The organism is Neisseria subflava (assembly GCF_024205745.1).
GTDB lineage: Bacteria > Pseudomonadota > Gammaproteobacteria > Burkholderiales > Neisseriaceae > Neisseria > Neisseria flavescens_B.
Genome location: NZ_CP073117.1, coordinates 1,015,599 through 1,036,150 on the forward strand (window position 1 = coordinate 1,015,599; position 20,552 = coordinate 1,036,150).

The 20,552-nt window shown below is 51.4% G+C and carries 21 protein-coding genes; 3 read left to right on the top strand and 18 right to left on the bottom strand.

Annotated features, from left to right (window positions below):
* Window positions 1-17: 17 nt before the first annotated feature.
* The 9 genes from KCG55_RS04985 to rpmE form a co-directional block, all read right to left on the bottom strand.
* Window positions 18-845, bottom strand: coding sequence for an MlaA family lipoprotein (locus tag KCG55_RS04985; RefSeq protein ID WP_204787896.1), 828 nt, complete (start codon window positions 843-845; stop codon window positions 18-20).
* A complete protein-coding gene (locus tag KCG55_RS04990) occupies window positions 842-1,120 on the bottom strand; it encodes an STAS domain-containing protein (RefSeq protein ID WP_036492161.1) in 279 nt (92 codons plus the stop codon). Before KCG55_RS04990 ends, KCG55_RS04985 begins: the two co-directional genes overlap by 4 nt.
* 62 nt (window positions 1,121-1,182) lie before the next feature.
* Window positions 1,183-1,719, bottom strand: a complete 537-nt coding sequence (locus tag KCG55_RS04995) for an MlaC/ttg2D family ABC transporter substrate-binding protein (RefSeq protein ID WP_254323635.1) — start codon at window positions 1,717-1,719, stop codon at window positions 1,183-1,185.
* An 85-nt stretch (window positions 1,720-1,804) separates the two neighbouring features.
* Entirely contained in the window at window positions 1,805-2,299 is a 495-nt protein-coding gene (gene mlaD / locus KCG55_RS05000; protein WP_049329454.1) for an outer membrane lipid asymmetry maintenance protein MlaD, read from the bottom strand.
* Between the two features lie 50 nt (window positions 2,300-2,349).
* Window positions 2,350-3,126 carry a lipid asymmetry maintenance ABC transporter permease subunit MlaE gene (gene mlaE / locus KCG55_RS05005; protein ID WP_070823640.1) on the bottom strand — a complete coding sequence of 259 codons (777 nt, stop codon included), beginning with the start codon at window positions 3,124-3,126 and terminating at the stop codon, window positions 2,350-2,352.
* Between the two features lie 65 nt (window positions 3,127-3,191).
* Entirely contained in the window at window positions 3,192-3,992 is an 801-nt protein-coding gene (locus KCG55_RS05010; protein WP_254323559.1) for an ABC transporter ATP-binding protein, read from the bottom strand.
* A 222-nt stretch (window positions 3,993-4,214) separates the two neighbouring features.
* Window positions 4,215-5,102, bottom strand: a complete 888-nt coding sequence (locus KCG55_RS05015) for a hypothetical protein (RefSeq protein WP_254323560.1) — start codon at window positions 5,100-5,102, stop codon at window positions 4,215-4,217.
* A gap of 137 nt (window positions 5,103-5,239) precedes the next feature.
* The gene (locus KCG55_RS05020) at window positions 5,240-6,898 is read right to left on the bottom strand and encodes an ArnT family glycosyltransferase (protein WP_254323561.1); all 1,659 of its coding nucleotides are present in this window, start codon (window positions 6,896-6,898) and stop codon (window positions 5,240-5,242) included.
* A 236-nt stretch (window positions 6,899-7,134) separates the two neighbouring features.
* The gene (gene rpmE / locus KCG55_RS05025; protein ID WP_003681847.1) at window positions 7,135-7,350 is read right to left on the bottom strand and encodes a 50S ribosomal protein L31; all 216 of its coding nucleotides are present in this window, start codon (window positions 7,348-7,350) and stop codon (window positions 7,135-7,137) included.
* A 280-nt stretch (window positions 7,351-7,630) separates the two neighbouring features.
* On the opposite strand from rpmE, the gene KCG55_RS05030 reads away from it, so the two are divergent.
* The gene (locus KCG55_RS05030; protein WP_070591913.1) at window positions 7,631-8,164 is read left to right on the top strand and encodes an acyltransferase; all 534 of its coding nucleotides are present in this window, start codon (window positions 7,631-7,633) and stop codon (window positions 8,162-8,164) included.
* A 61-nt stretch (window positions 8,165-8,225) separates the two neighbouring features.
* Here the strand turns inward: KCG55_RS05030 and KCG55_RS05035 are convergent, their stop codons facing one another.
* From KCG55_RS05035 to KCG55_RS05055, 5 genes are all read right to left on the bottom strand, one after another.
* A complete protein-coding gene (locus tag KCG55_RS05035) occupies window positions 8,226-8,690 on the bottom strand; it encodes a four-helix bundle copper-binding protein (RefSeq protein WP_254323562.1) in 465 nt (154 codons plus the stop codon).
* Window positions 8,691-8,840: 150 nt separating this feature from the next.
* Window positions 8,841-10,058: an MFS transporter gene (locus KCG55_RS05040; protein ID WP_254323563.1), complete on the bottom strand. Its 1,218-nt coding sequence runs from the start codon at window positions 10,056-10,058 to the stop codon at window positions 8,841-8,843.
* Window positions 10,059-10,358: 300 nt separating this feature from the next.
* Window positions 10,359-10,787, bottom strand: coding sequence for a hypothetical protein (locus KCG55_RS05045; RefSeq protein ID WP_049332858.1), 429 nt, complete (start codon window positions 10,785-10,787; stop codon window positions 10,359-10,361).
* 8 nt (window positions 10,788-10,795) lie between these two features.
* Complete coding sequence (locus tag KCG55_RS05050; RefSeq protein WP_188208878.1) at window positions 10,796-11,311, bottom strand: outer membrane protein assembly factor BamE; 516 nt, start codon at window positions 11,309-11,311, stop codon at window positions 10,796-10,798.
* A 459-nt stretch (window positions 11,312-11,770) separates the two neighbouring features.
* Complete coding sequence (locus KCG55_RS05055; RefSeq protein WP_254323564.1) at window positions 11,771-12,409, bottom strand: MBL fold metallo-hydrolase; 639 nt, start codon at window positions 12,407-12,409, stop codon at window positions 11,771-11,773.
* A 110-nt stretch (window positions 12,410-12,519) separates the two neighbouring features.
* Between KCG55_RS05055 and KCG55_RS05060 the strand changes: the two genes are divergently transcribed.
* The gene (locus KCG55_RS05060) at window positions 12,520-13,326 is read left to right on the top strand and encodes a DNA ligase (protein WP_254323565.1); all 807 of its coding nucleotides are present in this window, start codon (window positions 12,520-12,522) and stop codon (window positions 13,324-13,326) included.
* 65 nt (window positions 13,327-13,391) lie between these two features.
* On the opposite strand, the gene KCG55_RS05065 is transcribed toward KCG55_RS05060, so the two are convergent.
* Together KCG55_RS05065 and KCG55_RS05070 are read right to left on the bottom strand one after the other, a co-directional pair.
* Complete coding sequence (locus KCG55_RS05065) at window positions 13,392-14,042, bottom strand: HAD-IA family hydrolase (RefSeq protein WP_254323566.1); 651 nt, start codon at window positions 14,040-14,042, stop codon at window positions 13,392-13,394.
* Between the two features lie 10 nt (window positions 14,043-14,052).
* Window positions 14,053-15,039, bottom strand: coding sequence for an RluA family pseudouridine synthase (locus KCG55_RS05070; protein ID WP_254323567.1), 987 nt, complete (start codon window positions 15,037-15,039; stop codon window positions 14,053-14,055).
* Window positions 15,040-15,554: 515 nt separating this feature from the next.
* Between KCG55_RS05070 and KCG55_RS05075 the strand changes: the two genes are divergently transcribed.
* Window positions 15,555-18,446 carry an Rne/Rng family ribonuclease gene (locus KCG55_RS05075; RefSeq protein ID WP_254323568.1) on the top strand — a complete coding sequence of 964 codons (2,892 nt, stop codon included), beginning with the start codon at window positions 15,555-15,557 and terminating at the stop codon, window positions 18,444-18,446.
* Window positions 18,447-18,703: 257 nt separating this feature from the next.
* Here the strand turns inward: KCG55_RS05075 and mscL are convergent, their stop codons facing one another.
* Window positions 18,704-19,147, bottom strand: a complete 444-nt coding sequence (mscL, locus tag KCG55_RS05080; protein ID WP_222570731.1) for a large conductance mechanosensitive channel protein MscL — start codon at window positions 19,145-19,147, stop codon at window positions 18,704-18,706.
* Window positions 19,148-19,595: 448 nt separating this feature from the next.
* The gene (fabI, locus tag KCG55_RS05085) at window positions 19,596-20,384 is read right to left on the bottom strand and encodes an enoyl-ACP reductase FabI (RefSeq protein WP_003748060.1); all 789 of its coding nucleotides are present in this window, start codon (window positions 20,382-20,384) and stop codon (window positions 19,596-19,598) included.
* Between the last annotated feature and the right edge of the window lie 168 nt (window positions 20,385-20,552).

A 20,552-nucleotide genomic window follows, 5' to 3' on the forward strand; every position in this document is an offset into this window, starting at 1 on the left:
TTAATTTATGGAAACAATCAGGGATTTTCTGATGGTGTTTGATACAGGGTTTGGGGATTGGCTGTATCGGGGATTTCTGCCGGAGCGGTTTGGGGTGCTGCTACCGGCTCGGAAGTGGCGTTGCTGTCCACTAAGTCATCAATGTCGATGTTGTCGTCTTCGCTTTGAGGGAGCGTGCCGCCGGTTTGTTGGGTGCGGACTTTCATGTAAAGGTCGCGTGTGTAGCTGTATTTGTCGATGGCTGCGCCTTCGAGGCTGTCGGTCAGGTCGAGCAGTTCTTCACGGGTGTTGATGGCCTGCAGGCCGATTGTGCCCCAGCGTCCTGCTCTGGTGTGGAAGACGGCGTTTTTAACTGGGTAGACGGTGGTAACGGCGTTGCCAATGGTATCGCGTACGGTAGATGGGCCGAACAGGGGGACAACGAAGTAGTTGCTGTTTTTCCAGCCCCATGAGGCGAAGGTGTCGCCGAGGGTGTTTTTATTGCTGGGTACGCCGCCTGCACCGGCTACGTCGATTAAACCGCCAAGGCCGAAGGTGGTGTTGATGCCGACGCGGACGAGGTCTTCGCTGGCGCGTTTGACGTCAAGGCGCAGAACGTTGCTGCCGAAGCTGACGACGTCGCGCAGGTTGTTGAAGAAGTTGATCACGCCGGTACGCACCGGTTTGGGCGTTACTTTGCGATAGCCGCGTGCGACAGGGGAAAGGACGTATTTGTCTGCTTTGTCGTTGAACTTGGAAACGGTACGGTTGTAGCCTTCGTAAGGATCGGCCGGATTGCGTTCGGCAAGTGCGGGAGCGGAGGCTATGCTGATGAGGAGGCAGAGTGAAGCGGTGGTTTTTTTCATGATTGCAACCAGTCTTTGATTTCGTAAAGTTCGGCCAGTGCGCGGACGGAATCAGGAATGTTTTGAATGGTCGGTTTTTTGTCTATCCGGCGCAGAGCGTTGAGCAGCAGGGAAACGCAGGCTGAATCTGCTTTGCCTACTTGGCTGAAGTCTATGCTGTCTGTTTCTTTCAGACAGCATTGCTGTTCGTAGCGCGCAAAGGCGGAGGCAGTCAGGGTTTTGACGGTAACGTCGCCGCTGATGTAGAGCGTGCCGTTGCGGATTTCTGTTTGCATGGTGTCTTTATGATGTAAGGCACCATGCCGTCTGAACATCAGGCGGCATGGTGCGGGGTGGATTATTTACCGCCGTTTTTGGCTTTCAAGTCGGCAATCAGGCCGTCAATGCCTTTGGCTTTGATGGTTTCGCCGAATTGGTTGCGATATACGGTAACCAAGCTTGCGCCTTCGACTGCGACATTGTATGCGCGGTATCTGCTGCCGCTTTGGTAGGTGGTAAAGTCCATATTAACCGGTTTTTGGCCGGAAACGTTGATTTCGGCGCGGACAACGATTTCTTTACCGCCTTTGTTTACGACAGGGTTGTCTTTGATGTTGACCTGGGCGTTTTTGAATTTCAGCATGGTGCCGGAGTAGGTGCGGATCAGCAGGGTTTGGAACTCTTTAGTCAACGCTTGTTTTTGTGCGTCAGTTGCAGTACGCCATGGGTTGCCGACGGCCAAAGCGGTCATGCGTTGGAAGTCGAAGTAAGGGATGGCGTAGGCTTCGGCTTTTTGGCGTGCGGTGTTGGCGTCGCCGCTGTTGAGGATTTTCAGCACTTGAACGGAGTTTTCACGGACTTGGTTGACTGCGTCGGCAGGAGAGGCAAATGCCATGCTGATGCTCAATACGCCGATGCTCAATGCGCTGATGAAGGATGTTTTTTCATGGGAGTGTCCTGAATATTGGGTTGATATGTGTTTATTGTTTGTTTTGACCGGCAGATTCACTGTCTGCGTTTTTCTCGGCAAAGCTGGTCATGAATTTGCCGATAAGGTTTTCCAAAACCATGGCGGAGCTGGTGACGGTAATGGTGTCGCCTGCCGCTAAAGAATCAGTATCGCCGCCTTGTTGCAGGCCGATGTATTGTTCGCCCAACAAGCCTGAAGTCAGGATTTGTGCGGAAACGTCGCTGCTGAACTGATATTGGCTGTCCAGATTGAGGGCGACTTTTGCCTGATAGGATTTAGGGTCGAGCTGAATGGAGGCAACACGGCCCACCAGTACGCCTGCGGATTTGACCGGAGCGTTGGTTTTCAAGCCACCGATGTCGCTGAAATCGGCATAGACGGTGTAGGTTTGAGAGGATTTGCCGAACGATTGTCCGCCGGCGGCACGGAAGGCGAGAAAGCCGATAGCGGCCGCGCCCAGTAAGACAAACAGTCCTACCCAAAATTCCAAAGCATTTTTTTTCATGTGCTATTGTCCTTGTTTCATTCTTTTTAAGTGTCGTTTCAGACGGCCTTTTAGTCGGTAAACATCCATGCAGTCAACATGAAGTCGACAGCGAGGATGGTCAGGGCGGAAGACACTACTGTGCGTGTACTGGCGCGCAAAATACCTTCGGAGGTTGGTACGCAGTGGAAGCCCTGATGTACGGCGATTAACGTAACGGCTACGCCGAAAGCGGCGGATTTGATTAAGCCGTTGAGTACGTCGTAATGGAAGGTAATGTTGTTTTGCATTTGCGACCAGAAAATACCGCCGTCCAAACCCAGCCATTCGACGCCGACCAAATACGCGCCGTAAATACCGGCAACGTTGAAAATCGACGCCAACAAAGGCATGGAAAACACGCCCGCCCAAAAGCGCGGCGCAACCACGCGTGCCACAGGGTCGACCGCCATCACGTTCATTGCTTCAAGCTGCTCGGTGGTTTTCATCAAGCCGATTTCGCTGGTCATGGCACCGCCCGCGCTGCTGGCAAACAGAATAGCCGCCAATACGGGACCCAATTCGCGCAACAGGGAAGCGGCAACCATATAGCCCAAAATATCGGCGGATTTGAATTTTGCCAGCTGCGTATAGCCTTGCAAGCCCAAGACCATGCCGACAAACAGGCCGGACACGGCAACAATCAGGACAGACAACACGCCTGCAAAGTAAACCTGGCGGATGCTCAGGCGCGGACGGGTAAACGCCGTACCTGATTTGGCCAGGATATGCAGGAAAAACAGCGTAATGCTGCCCAGCGATTGGATAAAGCCGAGGGTTTTTGCCCCGACGGAACGGATAAAATTCATAGGTTTCAGTTGATTGGTTAAATGGTTTTCAGACGGCCTTGTTTAAAATTCAGGCCGTCTGAACATCAGCCCAGCAAGTCTTGTTTTAAAGTCGTTTGCGCCGGATAGCGGTAGGCGACGGGGCCGTCTGCCAAGCCGCCGACAAACTGGCGTACCCAAGGCGAGTCGAGTTCGCGCATTTCTTCGGGCGAGCCGGAGAACATGATTTCGCCGTGTGCCAAGAAAATGACTTGATCGACAATTTCCAGTGATCTTTCAATATCATGTGTCACCATGACGCTGGTTGAGCGCAGGGCTTTGTTGGCACGGCTGATAAGGTGGGCGATAACGCCCAGCGAAATCGGGTCGAGGCCGGTGAAAGGTTCGTCATACAACATGATTTCAGGGTCGAGCGCAATCGTACGCGCGAGGGCGACGCGGCGTGACATACCGCCGGAAAGCTCGGAAGGCATCAGGTTTTCAACACCGCGCAAACCGACTGCATTCAGTTTCAGCAATACTAAATCGCGGATGACCGCTTCGGGCAAATCCGTCAGCTCGCGCATGGGGAAGGCGATGTTGTCGAAGACAGATAAGTCGGTGAACAATGCGCCGTGTTGGAACAAAACGCCCATGCGGCGGCGGTGTTCGTACAGTTCCTGCGCCGAAAATGCGGCCAAATCGCGCCCTTCAATCAGCACTTTGCCCGATTGCGGGTGAATTTGACCCGTAATCAGGCGCATCAGCGTGGTTTTACCGCTGCCCGAACCACCCATTACGGCGGCGAAATTGCCTTGTGGAATGCTGAAGTTGATGTTGTTCAGAATAGGACGGTCGCCATATGCGAAGGCAACGTCTTTCATTTCGATGAAGGGTGTGGAACTCATGCAGGAGAGGGGTGTCGAAAAATGTATTTTAATTACGGGTATTGTAAAGGGTATTGGATATTCGGGCAATTTTCAAACGGCCTGCGCTTAGGAATAACGGGTAAAAACGTGTGAAAGAATGCAGAAGCGTTGGTAGCACGGTCGTTTTGTCGCGTGTTGTGTCAAACATACAGACAGCTGTGTAGGTATATAAAGAGGCGGGCAAATATGCCCGCCTTGTTTTTAATATTTCTGCAAACCTTCTACCTTGATTTCTTTGGCATTGGCATTGATGAAGGCTTGAGTCGCTTTCATCGTGGCTTGGATGCGCGGATCGTTCCAACGCACGATTTGGTTGTTTTCATCGCGCTTGTCTGACCAGATAATTACGCCGTCGGTGTATTTTTTGCTGATTTCGAGCATTTGGCGCCAGCGGACGGGATCAATGAACTGTTTGAAATAAGGGCTGTTGGTGGCCGAATAATATTGCGGCCAGATGTAGCCGATGATTTTTTTGTTGGGAAAGCGTTGATGGATGTCGTCAACGGCGGTTTTCACGTCTTTTTCCCATTGCACCAAATCGGGGGAAGTGATGTAGAACACAGGATTGGCATAGTCGCTGATGGTGGCAGTGGGCGCACGGCGTTTGCTGACTTGCCGCCATTTGGCCAAGATGGTTTCGTTGTCAACGTTGGGGCGGTAGTGGCGGATGCCGTGCAGGTGTTCGGAGGGCATGCCGTAGTTGCTGATGACGGCGCGCGGGTTTTCTTCTCTGAAGATTTGGTACATCCGCGCGAAGTCGGTTCTCAATTCGTCGGGTGTCAGCAGCTGGCCGTCTTTTTCGGCAAACCAGCTTTCGATGTCGGTGGAAATGGTGCGGTAGCCTTCTCGGCGCGATTGTTTGGCCAATTCACGGATGCGCGCTTCGTTGAGTACGCCATGTTTGCGTTTGCCCGTCGGATCGGGTTTGACCAACTCGCTTTCGTAAACCAAGAACACTTTGGAGAGCTTGTCGGCAGTCAGGTCGGGTTTACCGACGTAGTCCATGCGGTCGTAGATGATGAAATCTTTGGCATGGGCGGAGAGGGCGGTCAATAAGAGGACGAGGGACAAAAGGCGGTTGGGTTTCATATTTTTAGGCAGATAAGGGAAAAGGGCCATTGTACGGGAAGCGGTGTTAAAGTGAGTCAAAGGCCGTCTGAAAGGATAAAAGTTCTTTCAGACGGCCTTTGTTGGACTGGGGTATTCAGTTTTGAGGTTGGTGTGATTTACTGCGCCGCAGTTTTTTCCAGTAATAGGAAAGTCTCGGCTTTGTTGCGCGGTCTTGCACCTTGCCACAAGGTTTGCCAGCCCGAAGGTGCGCCGATGTTGGCGGCTTGACGGATGAGGCGGTAGCGGCAGGACGGGTTGTCGGTCGTGGTTTTAATATGGCTGTATTGTGTCCACGCGATGCGTGTGCGCTGGTCTTGGCCGTCGATGCTGATACATTCGAGGCCGTCTGAAAGTTTCTGTTTTAATTCGGGAGAAAGCGTGTCTTCCATTTGGTGAACCACCGGCGCATGGCTTTTGGCGGCGTTGAGCCACGGTAAAAACAGGGTCATCAGCAAGGCCCAGGCCAAGGTAACACCGGCTGCCCAGTTGGTTACGGCTTGGCGACCGCGGATGTTTTTACGCGTAATCGCCCAAAACCACAACGGGGTAAACAGCAGGGCGACGGTCATCGGAATTGGATCGATGTCGGGGATGTAATATGGGCTGAAATAGGCGGCGCGTTCGGCCAGCTTGGCAGGCCAGCCGTAGTTCATGGCGAAGAAGCCCAGCCACAGGAAGACGGCAATCAAACCGAATGCCATGATGCCGAACCAGTTGATAAATGCCGCTGCGCCGCGGCGTAGTCCGTCCAGTTGTGCTGCGCCGAGTAGTGCGAGCGGCGGCAACAGCCAAACGAGGTTGTCTTGCAGGCGTTGCGGGTTGATGGCGAGCAGGGCTGTCATGATAACCAGCCACGACAGGCTCAGAATGCCCCAGTTTTTATCGTGGATACGCGTGCGGCTGAGCGTCCATGCCGCCAGCGGCCAAGCAGGCAGGGTAAACCACAGCAGGTTTTTCAGATAATAGGGCAGATTGAAGGCCATCTGAATCTGATGGAAGCCGCCGAATACGCCTAAGGAATAATGATTGAACCAAATATCAAACCATTCGGGATTGGTTTTGGATAAAACCAGCGGATACAGAATCAGCAGGGGCAGGGACACGACGATGGCGCCAATCAGGGTCAGCAAATAGCGTTTGCTTTGCCAAGTAGAATGGAACGACAGGGCAAGTGCCAAAAACATCATGGCCGCGGTCAGCAGGTAGCCTGAGGAAAGGGAGAGTAAAACCCAGCCGCTGCACAACAGCAAAATAGCAATAATGACGCGGCGGCGTGCCAGTGAAAAGCCGCACAGAATCAATCCAAATGCGGCAAAAGCGGCCGACATGGGATTGAGGAAGTGGGCGATGGGCAGTAAACCAATGCTGCCGATAAGGATTAAGACAACGCTGCGACCATGGTGTCTGCCGAGAAAGTTGAAGCCGGCAAAACCGCAGGCGGTCAGTCCGATGGCGGTAAATACCACGCCGGCAAAACGTGCGGCATCATAGGCATCGGCCGCCCAAGGCGAAAACAGGGTTTGGAATGCGGTTGCTGCCCACAAAAAAGCAGGGGAGAGGGTGAAGTCGGGTTGGCTAAAGATTTGTGCAACCAACAGGCTGCCGCCGTTTTTCATGGACTCGGAGGCGGTAAAGAGGGAGGGTTCGGCAGGATTCCACAAGTCATGCGAAAACACGCCCGGCCACAGCCAGGCAAAGGCCATCAGTAGCAGAAGCCATGGTTTTTCATGGGTTTTTTGAGGGCGGCGCGGATCGGGCGGTGTGTAAGTCAGCATGGAAGGTCAAAAAACGGTTGGTTTGAATAGCAATGGTACAGGGTTTGACGGGTTTGCGCGATATGCCGGACCGGAGAGCTTTGTAAAATAATGCTTACGGCTCGTTTTTGTCGGGTGTTTGGAATGATATGGCATTCGGTATGACGACCCAAAGCTCAGGCCGTCTGAAAGAAATATTTCAGACAGCCTGAATGCAAAAAAGACTGCACGAAGCAGTCTTTTTGACAAAGCGGCAATTAGCGTTTGAACAGGTTGCCGAATTTGTTGTTGAATTTGTCCACACGACCGGTAGTGTCGACGATTTTTTGAGTACCGGTGTAGAAAGGGTGGCACAGAGAGCAAACCTCAACGTTGAAGCTGTCTTTTTCCATTGCGGATTTGGTCACGAATTTGTTGCCGCAAGAGCAGGTAACGTTGATTTCGTGGTAGTTCGGGTGAATACCTTGTTTCATTTGATTTCCTTTCGATTAAGCGGGCACAGGGGTTTTGCCTGTACTTCAGTTAAGCGTGGAATTTTCGCTATTTTTGGCTGTTTCGTCAAGAGGATATTTTGTAGCAGGGCAGTTTCGCAACAGACAAGAACAGTTTAGAATAGACTCTCGAACCAAATATTATGCGGTCAGATTGTAATCTCACTGAAAAGAGGATGTAAAACCTCCTCTAGATGTGAAACTTTAAGAAGAATAATAGTCTGAATAATATTTACGCTTGTACGAACAGGAGACGGAATTAATGTGGAAAAGGATATTGACGTGCATTTTGCGTGTTTGGGGAGGAATGTTGCCTCCGTCTTATTGCAAACCATTCGGCCGGATTGCGCAAAAATTCCGTGCTGCTTTGGCTGCGTGCATTTCTCCAAACATCGGTAAAAACGTCAATATTGAAAAAGGCGGATACGTCTTTCCGGATACGGTAGTCGGCGATAATTCGGGCATCGGCGTAAATTGCGAAATCTGCCGCGGTTTGACCCTCGGCAAGAACGTGATGATGGGGCCGGAATGCCTGTTTTATTCGACCAACCACAAATTCAACCCTGAAACCCGCCGCTTTGAAGGCTATACAGACATCAGCCCGATTGTGATTGAAGATGATGTTTGGATTGGTCGGCGTGCGATTATCATGGGCGGCGTTACCATCGGCAAGGGCGCGGTAATCGGCGCAGGTTCGGTGGTTACCAAAGATGTGCCGCCTTATTGCGTGGCCGCGGGCAATCCTGCGATTGTTCGGAAAAAACTGCTGGATGAGCAAGAGCTTGCAGCCGAATAGCGTAAACAAAATAGCAAAATAAAAGGCCGTCTGAAATTCAGACGGCCTTTTTCAATAGTGCTTAAGCGGCAATTTTTTCGCATTCTTTAATGCAAGCCAAGCAAGATTCGTAGCAGGCTTTGCATTCAGCGTGGTGGCCGGCGTGTTCTTTGCAGGCGGCAGCACATTGTTTGCAGGCTTCGATGCACACTTTTGCCAAAGACGGAGTCAGGCGTGAATTTTGGGCAGCGAGGTTTTGCAATGTGCCGCACAGTGCCAACATTTGGTTAACGCCGGTTGCGCAGTCTTTCATGGAAGTATCGCCGGAGCTCAACAGGGCGATGCAGTGCGCCAAGCAGATTTGACCGGCTTCAACGCAATGTGCGGCCGCTTTGCGCGCAGCTTCGTAGGCGCGCGGTGCAGAATGCGCGTGACCAGCATGACCAGCGTGGTGTGCATGGCCTGCATGGTCGTGAGCACGGGCAAAAGAAGCGGCGGCGGTGAGGGAAACAGCAGCAGCGCTGCCGATAAATTGACGACGGTTCATAAGATAGAGTCCTTTTTGTTTTGTAGAAATATCGGACGAATTATTGCATCCGCTATTAAAAGATTATCATGTTATTCGTTTTTAAACAACAGGCCGTTTGAAGGTATCGATAACACGTTCAGACGGCCTTGAAATGTCAAGGTTCCCGCGTCAGGTTGCAGCCGCTTTCCGTTCATGAATCAGTAAATTCAACAGGGCGGCCGCTCCTGCCAAGACTGCGTCGGCGTACCACATCCAGCCGTAATCGTTGAAGCGCGTGATGACGATGCCGCCGATGTACGAACCCAAAAAGCCGCCGATTTGATGGCTCAACATGGTTAACCCGAAGAGGGTGGCCAAGTAGCGCGTGCCGAAAAGTTTGCCGGTAATGGCGGCGGTGGGGGCGACGGTTGCCAGCCAAGTGAAACCGAGTCCGGCGGCGAAAAGATAGAAGTTCAAATCGGTTTTAGGGGAGGCCAGATAAATTAATATCATGGCGACACGCGAAGCATATAAACCGAAGAGGACGTATTTGCCCAAAAATCTGCCGGTACACCAGCCTGAAAAAATACAGCCGGCGATGTTTGCCAAACCAATAATGGCAATGGAGGTCGAAGCGACCGTAGCGGGGAGGCCGCAAAGTGAAATTTCGGTCGGTAGGTGGGTAACCAAAAAGGCGATGTGAAAACCGCAGGTAAAGAAACCCAAATGCAGCAAGATATAGCTGCGGTTGGCGAAAGCCTTACAGACGGCCTGCTTCAAGGTTTGGCCGTCGTCGTCGGTATGGACGGTGTGAGAAGCATGTTTGCCGCCGGTCAGCCACCAAGAAATCGGCAAAATCAAGATGGCAATGACTGCCCAAACATAAAATGTCCCCGTCCAGCCGATGTGAGGCAGGGCAATCAAACCTTGGACCAGCGGTGCGAACAAAAATTGCCCTGCGGACCCGCCTGCATTGACCAAGCCGGAAGCCAAGCCGCGCCGATGAGGCGGCGTTTTGGCGGCGACCTGTCCCATAATGATGGAAAATCCGCCCGAACCCGTACCAAATGCCAACAATAAACCGATACCCAGCATCAGCCCCCAATAAGTCGGCATTTGCGGCACCATCAGACAGGCGGCAATCAACAGAACCGTACCGCCGGCTAAAACCTTAAACGCGCCGAAGCGGTCGGCTAACGCGCCGGACAAGGGTTGCGATATGCCCCACATCAATTGGAAAATGGCAATAATCAGGCTGAACTGGGTCATGCTCAATTCGGTCGAGTTGACGACGGGCAGGACAAAAAGCCCTAAAGTCATCCTCATGCCGATGGTAATCAGCAGGATGGAGGCGGCAGCGGCAATCAGCAGCCACAAATTGGGTAATTTTGCAGAAGAATCGGTCATGATGTTTGTGTGTAAGGGGGCAGGGAATAAAAGCTATTCCTGCCACTATATTATTTATTTGATTTCTCGGCGAGCCGATATATAAACGCGCGATTCTAGCATTGGGCGAGAAACGGCATAAATAACCGTTGGTTCTTTGGATATGGTAAAAAGTGATATGGCTTGAGGATGAATTGAGGATGAAGCGGTCAAATATTCTTCGTTTGGTACTGACGGAGCAAGCAAATTGCCGTTGAATTTTCGTTTGAGAACAAAGGCCGTCTGAAAAGTTTCAGACGGCCTTTGTTTGACTGACTTACATCAGATGATTTCCAGAATGAAATACTGACGCAGTTTTTCGTACACATTATTTTGTACGTTGATACAACCATTGGTTATGATGCGGTCGGCCACATGAGGGGAGGCGATGCGTTCCATGCGTCTTTCTTGTGGTTTGAGCGTCCATACCCTGTGTAATGCAAACAGAAAGTCATTTTCTTCTTTGAAGCCGATAACCTCGCCACCGTAACCCGGTTTGCTGGTCATCATTGGTGTCATATTGAATTTGCCTTTCGGCGTGGTCTTGCCAATCAGTACCGGATGGCACTGACCGTCATCGGCAAAGCAAAGCTCCGCCTTAGCTGTATTGACCACAACTTTTTTGCGTTGGATATAGTCGCTGACAGCATCGGCAGCGGCCAAAGAGTTCAGGCCTGCTGCCAAGGCTATACCTAATAGGATCCGTTTCAAATTTGTCCTTATTGACGGATGCGTTGAGGAGCTTCTTTAATGATCTCGCGGATGATCACTTGAGGCTCTTGTTTAGGTGTAGGTGCTGGAGGAGGACATACGGCATCTTTAGGGAATACTGGATTCCAGAAGAAGCTGCGTGCAAATTTGTCTTTGTCGAAGATCACTTTGTATTGGCAAGTAGTGATGCCTTCAACGCCGGAAGTGTTTTCAGGGTCAACACCTACGCCTGGGGTGTAGAAGTGGAACAGGTAGTCCCATTCACGCACGCCAACCATGCCTTCGTCGTAGTGAGGACGGCCGAGGATTTTGTAGATGTCGTCTTTGGTCAGACCAGGACGCATTTGATCCAGCTCGTCAAAAGTCGGGAATGTACCGCGGTCGTTGTTGAAGGTCAGGGAGTAAGGTTTAGGGAAGCGTGGCTCGTCTGTAGTGCCTTCAGGAGTGATTTTGCTCTTAGTAGCACAGGCGGCCAGCAGGCCGGTAGCCAGCAGGACGAAGCCCACTTTTGCGATTTTTTTCATGTGATAATCCTTTTATTGATTTTACCAGCCGAACTTTTCAGACGGCCTGTTAGTGCCGGCAGCGAGTTTGCCGGTTTACCCAAATAATGTTGTGCTTCTTAAAGATGTACCCGACGGTTTGACAAACAGAACATCGGCACATTCCGGCAGGGCATTGCGCCTCATCTCCGTTGTATCCGCCTGAATCGGCAGAACCGTTCAGACGGCCTGACTGACATTTATTGTCACTTTGTAACAATTTCACTGCGAGTCAGGCTTGGGGTTTAGAGATGTCCGGTTTTTGATAAATCAAGTTGTATTGCGTAATACCTTGTTATCTTTGTGCTTTAGTTCTTTTTGGCATTTGCCGGAGATTAGGTACTTAATCTTTCGGGTGTTATCCCTGCAAATTGTATGCCAGTTTTCCTTTATACGCATAATCTGTGTATGCTAGAATGTTGGTTTTATACAACATTCATATTAACGAACCAGAAACGGATTATACCTTTTCTCATGCCCGATATTGGTCATGCGGCCGTGTCCGGCGATAACTTGCGTGGTTTCGGGCAGGGTTAATAGTTTAGCGCGAATATTATTTATGAGGTCATCATGATTGCCACGCGGAAAATCTGTGCGACCAATGGTCTCATAAAATAAAACATCGCCTGCGACTAAAAGACCGTTTTCGGCGTTGTAAAAAACGACTTGGCCGGGGGTGTGGCCGGGAATGTGGAGGACTTGGAAGCTGTGGTTGCCGACCTTGAGCGTTTCCCCTTCTTCCAACCAGCGTGTCGGCGTGAATGACGGGGAAACGGGGAAACCGTATTGCGCTGTTGTTTGCGGAAGGGCTTGGAGCAGGAATTCGTCGTCTTTGTGCGGGCCGAGAACGGGTACGTCGCAGGTTTTTAAAAGTTCAACCACGCCGCCTGCGTGGTCAAGATGGCCGTGAGTCAGCCAAATGGCGGTCAGCTTGAGGCCTTTGTTTTGGACTTGTTTCAATAAATAGGGTACGTCGCCGCCGACATCGGTCAAAACGGCTTCTTTGGTTTCATCATCCCAAATCAGCGTGCAGTTTTGACGGAAGGGGGTAACGGCGTTGATTTCAAATTGGAGTGCCATGGGTGTTCCTAGGAAAGGCTTATTAACGTTATTTACGTTCCAGACGGCCTTTTGCTATTATGTATATATAATAAAAAGCAAGTCTGGAAAAGTGTCTTATGAATAATGTAATGCGGATCATGATACCGATTTTTGCGGCTTCTTTCATCTCTGCGGCGTTTGGTGCAGATTTGTTGTTGGCGCAGGAATATAAAAATCAAGATATTGCCGGTTGGGCCATGAGTGAAAAGTTGGATGGCGTACGCGCGTATTGGGACGGCAGGCAGCTGGTCAGTCGTCAGGGTTATACGTTTACACCGCCCAAAGGTTTTACAGCAGGTTTTCCACCGTTTCCGATGGATGGCGAGTTGTACAGCGGACGAGGGCGGTTTGAGCAAATTTCCGCGACGGTGCGTTCTGCCTCGGGAAATTGGGACGGCATCCGTTTACATGTTTTTGATGTGCCGCAGGCGCAGGGCAATCTGTATCAGCGGCTGGAAACGGCTTCGAAATGGCTGAAATCACACCCGTCGGCACGGTTTACGGTTATTCCGCAAATCAAGGTGCGCGACAAACAGCATGCTTTGGATTTTTTGAAACAAGTCGAAGCGCTGGGTGGAGAAGGTGTGATGCTGCATCAACCTGAAGCCCGTTATGCAGGCGGTAGAAATGGGCAGCTGTTGAAGCTGAAAAGTGAATATGATGATGAATGTACGGTAACGCGTCATTATGAGGGCAAAGGGCGCAATGTCGGGCGTTTGGGTGCGGTAGGATGCAAAAACCAATATGGCGAGTTTCGTATCGGCAGCGGTTTTAAGGATAAGGACCGAGAACATCCGCCGAAAATCGGTGCGCTGATTACTTACCGTTATCGTGGTTTTACGCAAAAGGGAACGCCGAAATTTGCAACATTTGTCAGGGTGCGCTCGGATCGATAAAACAAATGAAAGGCCGTCTGAAAATAGGTTTCAGACGGCCTTTAATATAGATGTTACATAGATTTTTATAAGGTTTCCAATACATCAGGCAATTCGGCCAAGCTGTTGAGCATGGCGACATGGGGCAGGGCGGAAAGCTGTTGGGCGGTATGTGCGCCGGTGGTGACGGCGATGGCGCGGATTTTGGCATTGGCGGCCATTTCTAGGTCGTGGGTGGTGTCGCCGATGACGACGGCCTCTTTCGGTTCAACACCCAGTCGGTCGCAGAGGGCGAGTACCATATCTGGTGCAGGTTTGGACGGATATTCGCTGGCGCAGGCGGTTTCCAGCCAAAAGTCTTGAGTGTCGGTTTGTGCGATGGCTTTGTCCAAGCCGCCTCGGCCTTTGCCGGTTGCTACGGCAAGCCAATAGCCTTGTTGTTTCAAGCGTTGCAGGCAGGGCAGGGCTTCGGGGAACAGGGTCATGTTGCGGTTGTTGGGATTGAGGTAGTGCGCGGCATAGGTCTCAATCAGGGTTTCCTGAACGTGTTCACTGACGTTGTGGGCAAGGCGGCGGATGATGCCGGAGAGGCTGTATCCGATGAGCGGGCGGATTTGGTCGGCTTCGGGAACGGGCAGGCCGCAATCGGCAAAGCTTTGTTGGAAGGTGTGGATGATGGGGTTGGTGGTGTCGGCAAGCGTGCCGTCCCAGTCGAAAATAATGAGTTTGGGTTTCATGGGTTTCCTTTCAGACGGCCTTTTCCTGATTTTCCAACATTACAACAAATTGCGCCAATTCTTGCGGCAGGGGGGCTTTCAGAATCAGTTTTTCGCCGGTCAGCGGATGGGCGAGGTGCAGCTCGGAAGCGTGCAGGAACATTCTTTTCAAACCGAGTTTCTGCAGGCGTTTGTTGGCTTGATAGTCGCCGTAGCGTTCGTCGCCGGCAATGGGGCAGTCTTGTGATTGCAGGTGGACGCGGATTTGGTGGGTGCGGCCGGTTTTCAGGGTGGCTTCGACAAAGGTTAGGTCGGACAGGCCGACTTGGTGCAAAAGGCCGTCTGAAAAACGGTTTAACACGCGGAAGATGGTATGGGCGGATTGGCCGTCTTCGCTGACGCGCACCATTTTTTCGCCTTGTGCGCCGGTGTATTTGAACAGGGGGAGTTTGATGTGGAAGCGGTCGTTCGGCAGCCTGCCGACACCCAGCGCGAGATAGATTTTTTTCGGATGGTCGTTGCGGATGGCTTCGTGTAGTTTCACCAAGGCGCTGCGTTTTTTGGCTATCATCAAAAGGCCGCTGGTGTCTTTGTCGAGGCGGTGGACGAGTTCGAGATAACGCGCTTCGGGACGGGCGCGGCGGATTTGTTCGATGACGCCGAAGCTCACGCCGCTGCCGCCGTGGACGGCGACGCCGGACGGTTTGTTGATGACCAAAAGCGCATCGTCTTCGTAAACGATGTTAAACTCGCGCGCAGGCGCGGCCTGGCTTTCAGACGGCCTTTGTTTTTCGGCGATGCGTATCGGCGGAATGCGGACGGTATCGCCTGCCTGAATGCGGTTGTCGGGGTTGCAGCGTTTTTTGTTCAGCCGCACTTCGCCGGCGCGGATAATGCGGTGGATATGGCTTTTCGGGACGCCTTTGAGGATTTTTATCAGATAGTTATCAAGGCGTTGGCCTTCCTCGTGTTCGGCAACGGCAATCAGGCTGACTGAATCTTTGCGTATTGCGTGCATTTTCTCTATAATCCCAAACGTCCGTTTCCGGACCCGAACCTGCCGTTGCAGGCCGTCTGAAACGGATTTATTGTTAAAACGAGATTTTATATTAAAAACGCACTCCGCAAAGCATTTCCTTGTGTTTGTTCAAAGCCGGCAAACGCAATCCCGTAATTAAGTTTGAATTGAACCTGCCGTCCGGCCGGGCGTAAGACGCAGTCCGCGCAGCACCGTCCGAAATTACCGGCGCTACGATAATAAGAAGATGTAGGCTGCCTTAATTTTGTCCGAAGCATCAGCATTCGGACGGCAGCGGAACCATCAACCTTTCCGCCGCATTGTTCTTTATTTCCTTCTTTATCCGAATCCGTCCGCACATGGCTTGAGTTCAAGCATGCAACCTTGCGGATTTCAAATCAAATACTGGTTACACGGGGATTTTCCCATCTTGCCTTTGAAGAGTGCCAACCGGACAGACAGGCCGTCTGAAAAAGATATTCACAAATCAAATGGCCGCTGTTCACGAGGTGACTATGAAAAGAATGTTATTCAACGCAACGCAGGCCGAAGAGCTGCGCGTTGCCATTGTCGATGGCCAAAACCTTTTGGACTTGGACATCGAAACGCTGGGCAAAGAACAGCGTAAAGGCAATATCTACAAAGGTATCATTACCCGCATCGAGCCGTCGCTGGAAGCGTGTTTCGTCGATTACGGAACCGACCGCCACGGCTTTTTGCCGTTTAAGGAAGTATCGCGTTCATATTTCCGCGACTACGAAGGCGGCAGGGCGCGTATTCAGGACGTGCTCAAAGAGGGCATGGAAGTTATCGTCCAAGTCGAAAAAGACGAGCGCGGCAACAAAGGCGCGGCACTGACCACTTTCATCAGCCTGGCCGGCCGCTATTTGGTATTGATGCCGAACAATCCGCGCGGCGGCGGCGTATCCCGTCGTATCGAAGGCGAAGAACGTCAAGAATTGAAAGCCGCCATGGCCGAACTCGACATTCCAAACGGCATGAGCATCATTGCCCGTACTGCCGGCATCGGCCGTAGTGCGGAAGAGTTGGAATGGGACTTGAACTACCTCAAACAACTCTGGCAAGCCATTGAAGAAGCAGGCAAAGCACATCATGACCCTTACCTGCTCTTCATGGAAAGCTCGCTGCTGATTCGTGCGATTCGAGACTATTTCCGTCCCGATATCGGCGAGATTTTGGTGGATAATCAAGAAGTTTATGACCAAGTTGCCGAGTTCATGAGCTACGTCATGCCGAGCAATGTAGGCCGTCTGAAACTCTATCAAGACCACACGCCGCTGTTCTCCCGTTTCCAAATCGAACACCAAATCGAAAGCGCGTTCTCACGCAGCGTCAGCCTGCCTTCCGGCGGCGCGATTGTGATCGACCACACCGAAGCCCTGGTTTCCATCGACGTCAACTCTGCACGTGCCACACGCGGCTCGGACATCGAAGACACCGCGTTCAAAACCAATATGGAAGCCGCCGAAGAGGTCGCCCGTCAAATGCGCCTGCGCGACTTGGGCGGTTTGGTCGTCATCGACTTCATCGACATGGAAAATCCGAAACACCAACGCGATGTTGAAAACGTCCTGCGCGACGCGCTCAAAAAAGACCGCGCCCGCGTGCAAATGGGCAAACTTTCGCGTTTCGGCCTTTTGGAATTGAGCCGCCAACGTTTGAAACCGGCTCTGGGCGAAAGCAGCCATGTCGCGTGTCCGCGCTGTGCCGGTACCGGCGTCATCCGCGGCATCGAATCCACCGCCCTGCATGTTTTGCGCATCATTCAAGAAGAAGCAATGAAAGACAACACCGGCGAAGTACGCGCACAAGTGCCTGTCGATGTCGCCACCTTCCTGTTGAACGAAAAACGTGCCGAGCTGTTTGCGATGGAAGAGCGTTTGGATGTGAATGTCGTCCTGATTCCAAACATTCACTTGGAAAATCCGCACTACGAAATCAACCGCATCCGCATTGATGACGTAGAAGAAGACGGCGAACCGAGCTACAAACGCGTCGCCGAGCCGGAAGAAGACGAATCCGCCAAACCTTTCGGCAGCGAAAAAGCCAAAGCTTCCCGTCCTGAGCCGGCTGTCAAAGGAGTACGCCATACACAGCCTGCACCGACTGTTGCCCCTGAGAAAAAAGCCTCTTGGTGGGACAGCTTCAAAGCTTGGTTGAAACGCATTTTCGGCGGCGAGCCTGCACCTGCCGCAGTTGCTCCAGAGCCTGCCGAAAAACGCACTACAACCAACCGCAGCCAAAACAGCAACCGCCGTTCAAACAGCCGCCGTCAAAATCCACGCCGCAACAACAAACACGACGGCAGCAAAGTCGAAGTGCGCGAAGTGAATGCCGAAGCTGCCGACAGCAAGGTTGAAGAAAACAAATCAAACGAAAGCCGCAACGACGAGCGTAAAGACAGTCGCCGCAACCGCAACCGTAACAACCGCCGTGATGATCGCAACAACGAGCGCAACCGTGTTGAGGAAGTGGTTGAAGACGTAAACGTTCAAGAAGTGGCTGCACTGGCTGAGATGCCGTCTGAAACCCAAGCGGAACAAAACGGCAATAAACGCCGCCGCAACAACGGCCGTAACGAGCGCAATCGTCATCAATCTGCGGAAAACCGTGTTGAGGACGTGAATGTTCAAGCCGATGGCAAACAGGCGCAAGTTGAAGCGGACGACAACGCCCGCAGCGAAGAGGGTGTGAAAAACAACGGCCGTCAAGGACGCGAACGCAACAACCGTCAGCGCAACAACCGCAACGACCGCCGTTCCAACAGCAAAAAACGCAATATTCCGTCTTCGGCAAAAATCGAGCAATACCTGAACATTACCGATACCGCCGACAAAGTTCTCTTTGCCGTAGCGCATGTTTTAGGTTTGAACAAAACGGTTGAAGTTGCAAATGCAACATTGTCTTCTGAAAGCGACCAAGCCGAGCCGCTGGTGATTGTGGTATCCGAGCCTGAAGTGACCAGCGCAGAGCCATTCGTATTTGCGATTGAAAGCGAAGACGAGCCTGCCGTAGCGCAAACTGAAGGCGCTGATGCCGAACAAGCCCTGCTTGCTTCTGCAGTCAGCAACGTCAAAGAAGCCATTGCTGCAGTATTGTCTCCGAATGAAACAGCCGTTGCAGAAGTCGCAGAACCGGTTGAAACAGCAACTGAAACTGTGGTAACGCAAACTGAGGCCGTAGCTGAAACAGCACCTGTTGCCGCTGTTTTGCCGGAAGGTTTGGGCGATTTGATTTTCGTTGAAACCGATCCGCAAGCCGTTGCCGCTTTTGCCGCGCAGCCACAACCTGAACCGGTTGCCAAAACACGCCGTTCGGATGTGCCTAAAGTAGAAGTGGAAGACGTAGCAGTCGAAATGATTTTGGTGGAAACACGCAAAGATTAAGATTGGTTTTCCAGTTAAAAGCCCGATGTTGAACGCATCGGGCTTTTTTATTGGTAAGGAGATGCACTGCTCATTTGCTTTGTGTTTGCCATGAGCATTGCTTCATGGTTAAAAAAGCAGGATAGCTTGCTGAGAAAGGGAAGAGTGTGATTCTTTCCATGGGAAGGGTTTAACGATAAATAGATTGGTATGAGAAAAGGCCGTCTGAAATGGTTTCAGACGGCCTTGGTTTTTGTGTGTATGTTTAGGTATTGTGATTAGTTTTTGTTCAGGGAGTCACGGATTTCGCGCAACAACAGAACTTCTTCGCTAGGCTCTGCCGGTGCTTCTTCAGCAGGAGCTTCGGTTTTTTTCACAGAGTTGATGGCTTTAACCACGCAGAAGATGGCAGCGGCAACGATCAGGAAGCTGATTACAGTGTTGATGAACAGACCGATGTTCAGGGTAACGGCACCGGCTGCTTGAGCGGCTGCCAGGTTGGCGTAACCTTCAGCAGGAGCGGCTTGTGCGCCGTCTTTCAGCGTGATGAACAGGTTGGAGAAATCAACGCCGCCGATCAACAGACCGATAGGAGGCATGATTACATCGTCAACCAATGATTTGACGATGCCGCTGAATGCTGTACCGACAACCATACCGACTGCGAGGTCGACAACGTTACCACGCATAATAAATTCTTTAAATTCTGAAGCGATTGACATAATTAATCTCCTGTATGTGTTTGAGTCAAAATCAGATGTGATTCAATTAATCGGCAGGCATCTTAACGCTTTATCGGTTAAGAAAAATTTAATAATGTTAAATTTTGTATTTCATGCCAAAAATGCCCAGCTTCTATGCCTTCTGTATGAAAAACAGGCCGTCTGAAAATTTTCTGTTACTTTTTTACACCACTTTTATCAGTAGCTAAGTATCAGATAATATGAATGTTATCTTTGGAATCAATGCTCTATCTTACCTTTTAAATGATATGAAATGATAATGTTGTAATGTTATTAGCATAATGTTCCAAGACATATGGCAATCATGTTTCATACGTGTATTTGAATTTCAGACGGCCTTATCGGTTATGCAGTCATTCAAACCATAATGTAATGGCCATAAAAAAACGCACTTTCATCATGAAAGTGCGTTTGGTGTGTAAACCGTTTAGTTTTCTTCGTCGTTCAGCGCATTGATGCTGTAACCGCCGTCAACGTAGGTAATCTCGCCGGTGATGCCGGAAGCGAGGTCGGACAGCAGGAAGGCGGCTGTGTTACCGACTTCTTCGGTGGTAACGTTGCGGCCCAATGGGTTGTGGGAAGCGACGTGGCCCAAGAGTTTGCTTAAATCGGCGATGCCGGAAGCAGCCAGGGTTTTGATCGGGCCTGCGGAGATGCCGTTGCAGCGGATGCCTTCTTTGCCCAGGCAGGCGGCAGTGAAGCGGATGCCGGCTTCGAGGCTGGCTTTGGCCATGCCCATAACGTTGTAGTTAGGAATGGCACGAACGGCGCCCAAGTAGCTCAGGGCAACGATTGCGGCGTTGCGGCCCTGCATCATCGGACGGGCGGCTTTTGCCAGCGCAGGCAGGCTGTATGCGGAGATTTCGTGAGCGGTATTAAACGCTTCGCGGCTGATGCTGTCGAGGAAGTCGCCGCTCAAAGCTTCTTTAGGGGCGAAGCCGATGGAGTGAACCAAGCCGTCCAAGCCATCCCAGTGTTTGCCCAAGTCAACGAAAACTTGGTTGATTTCGTCGTCGCTGGCAACGTCGCAGCGGAACACGAGTTCGGAGCCGAGTTCGGCTGCCATTTTACGGACGCGCTCTTCCAGTTTGTCGACAACATAAGTGAATGCCAATTCCGCGCCTTGTTCGCGGCAGGCTTTGGCGATGCCGTAAGCGATGGAACGCTCGGAGATCATGCCGGTAATCAGAATTTTTTTGCCTTGCAAAAAGCCCATTTTCTTATCCTTTAGCAGTGGTATTGCGGTTGCATTAAACTGCGCATTATAGCAAAAACCGCTGTTTCGGCATAGAAAAAAACAACGGATAACCCTTTGTCTTGCCTCAAATAGGGATAAGGTTTTCTGTCAAGGCCGTCTGAAACCTGACGGAACAGCGGCAAAACG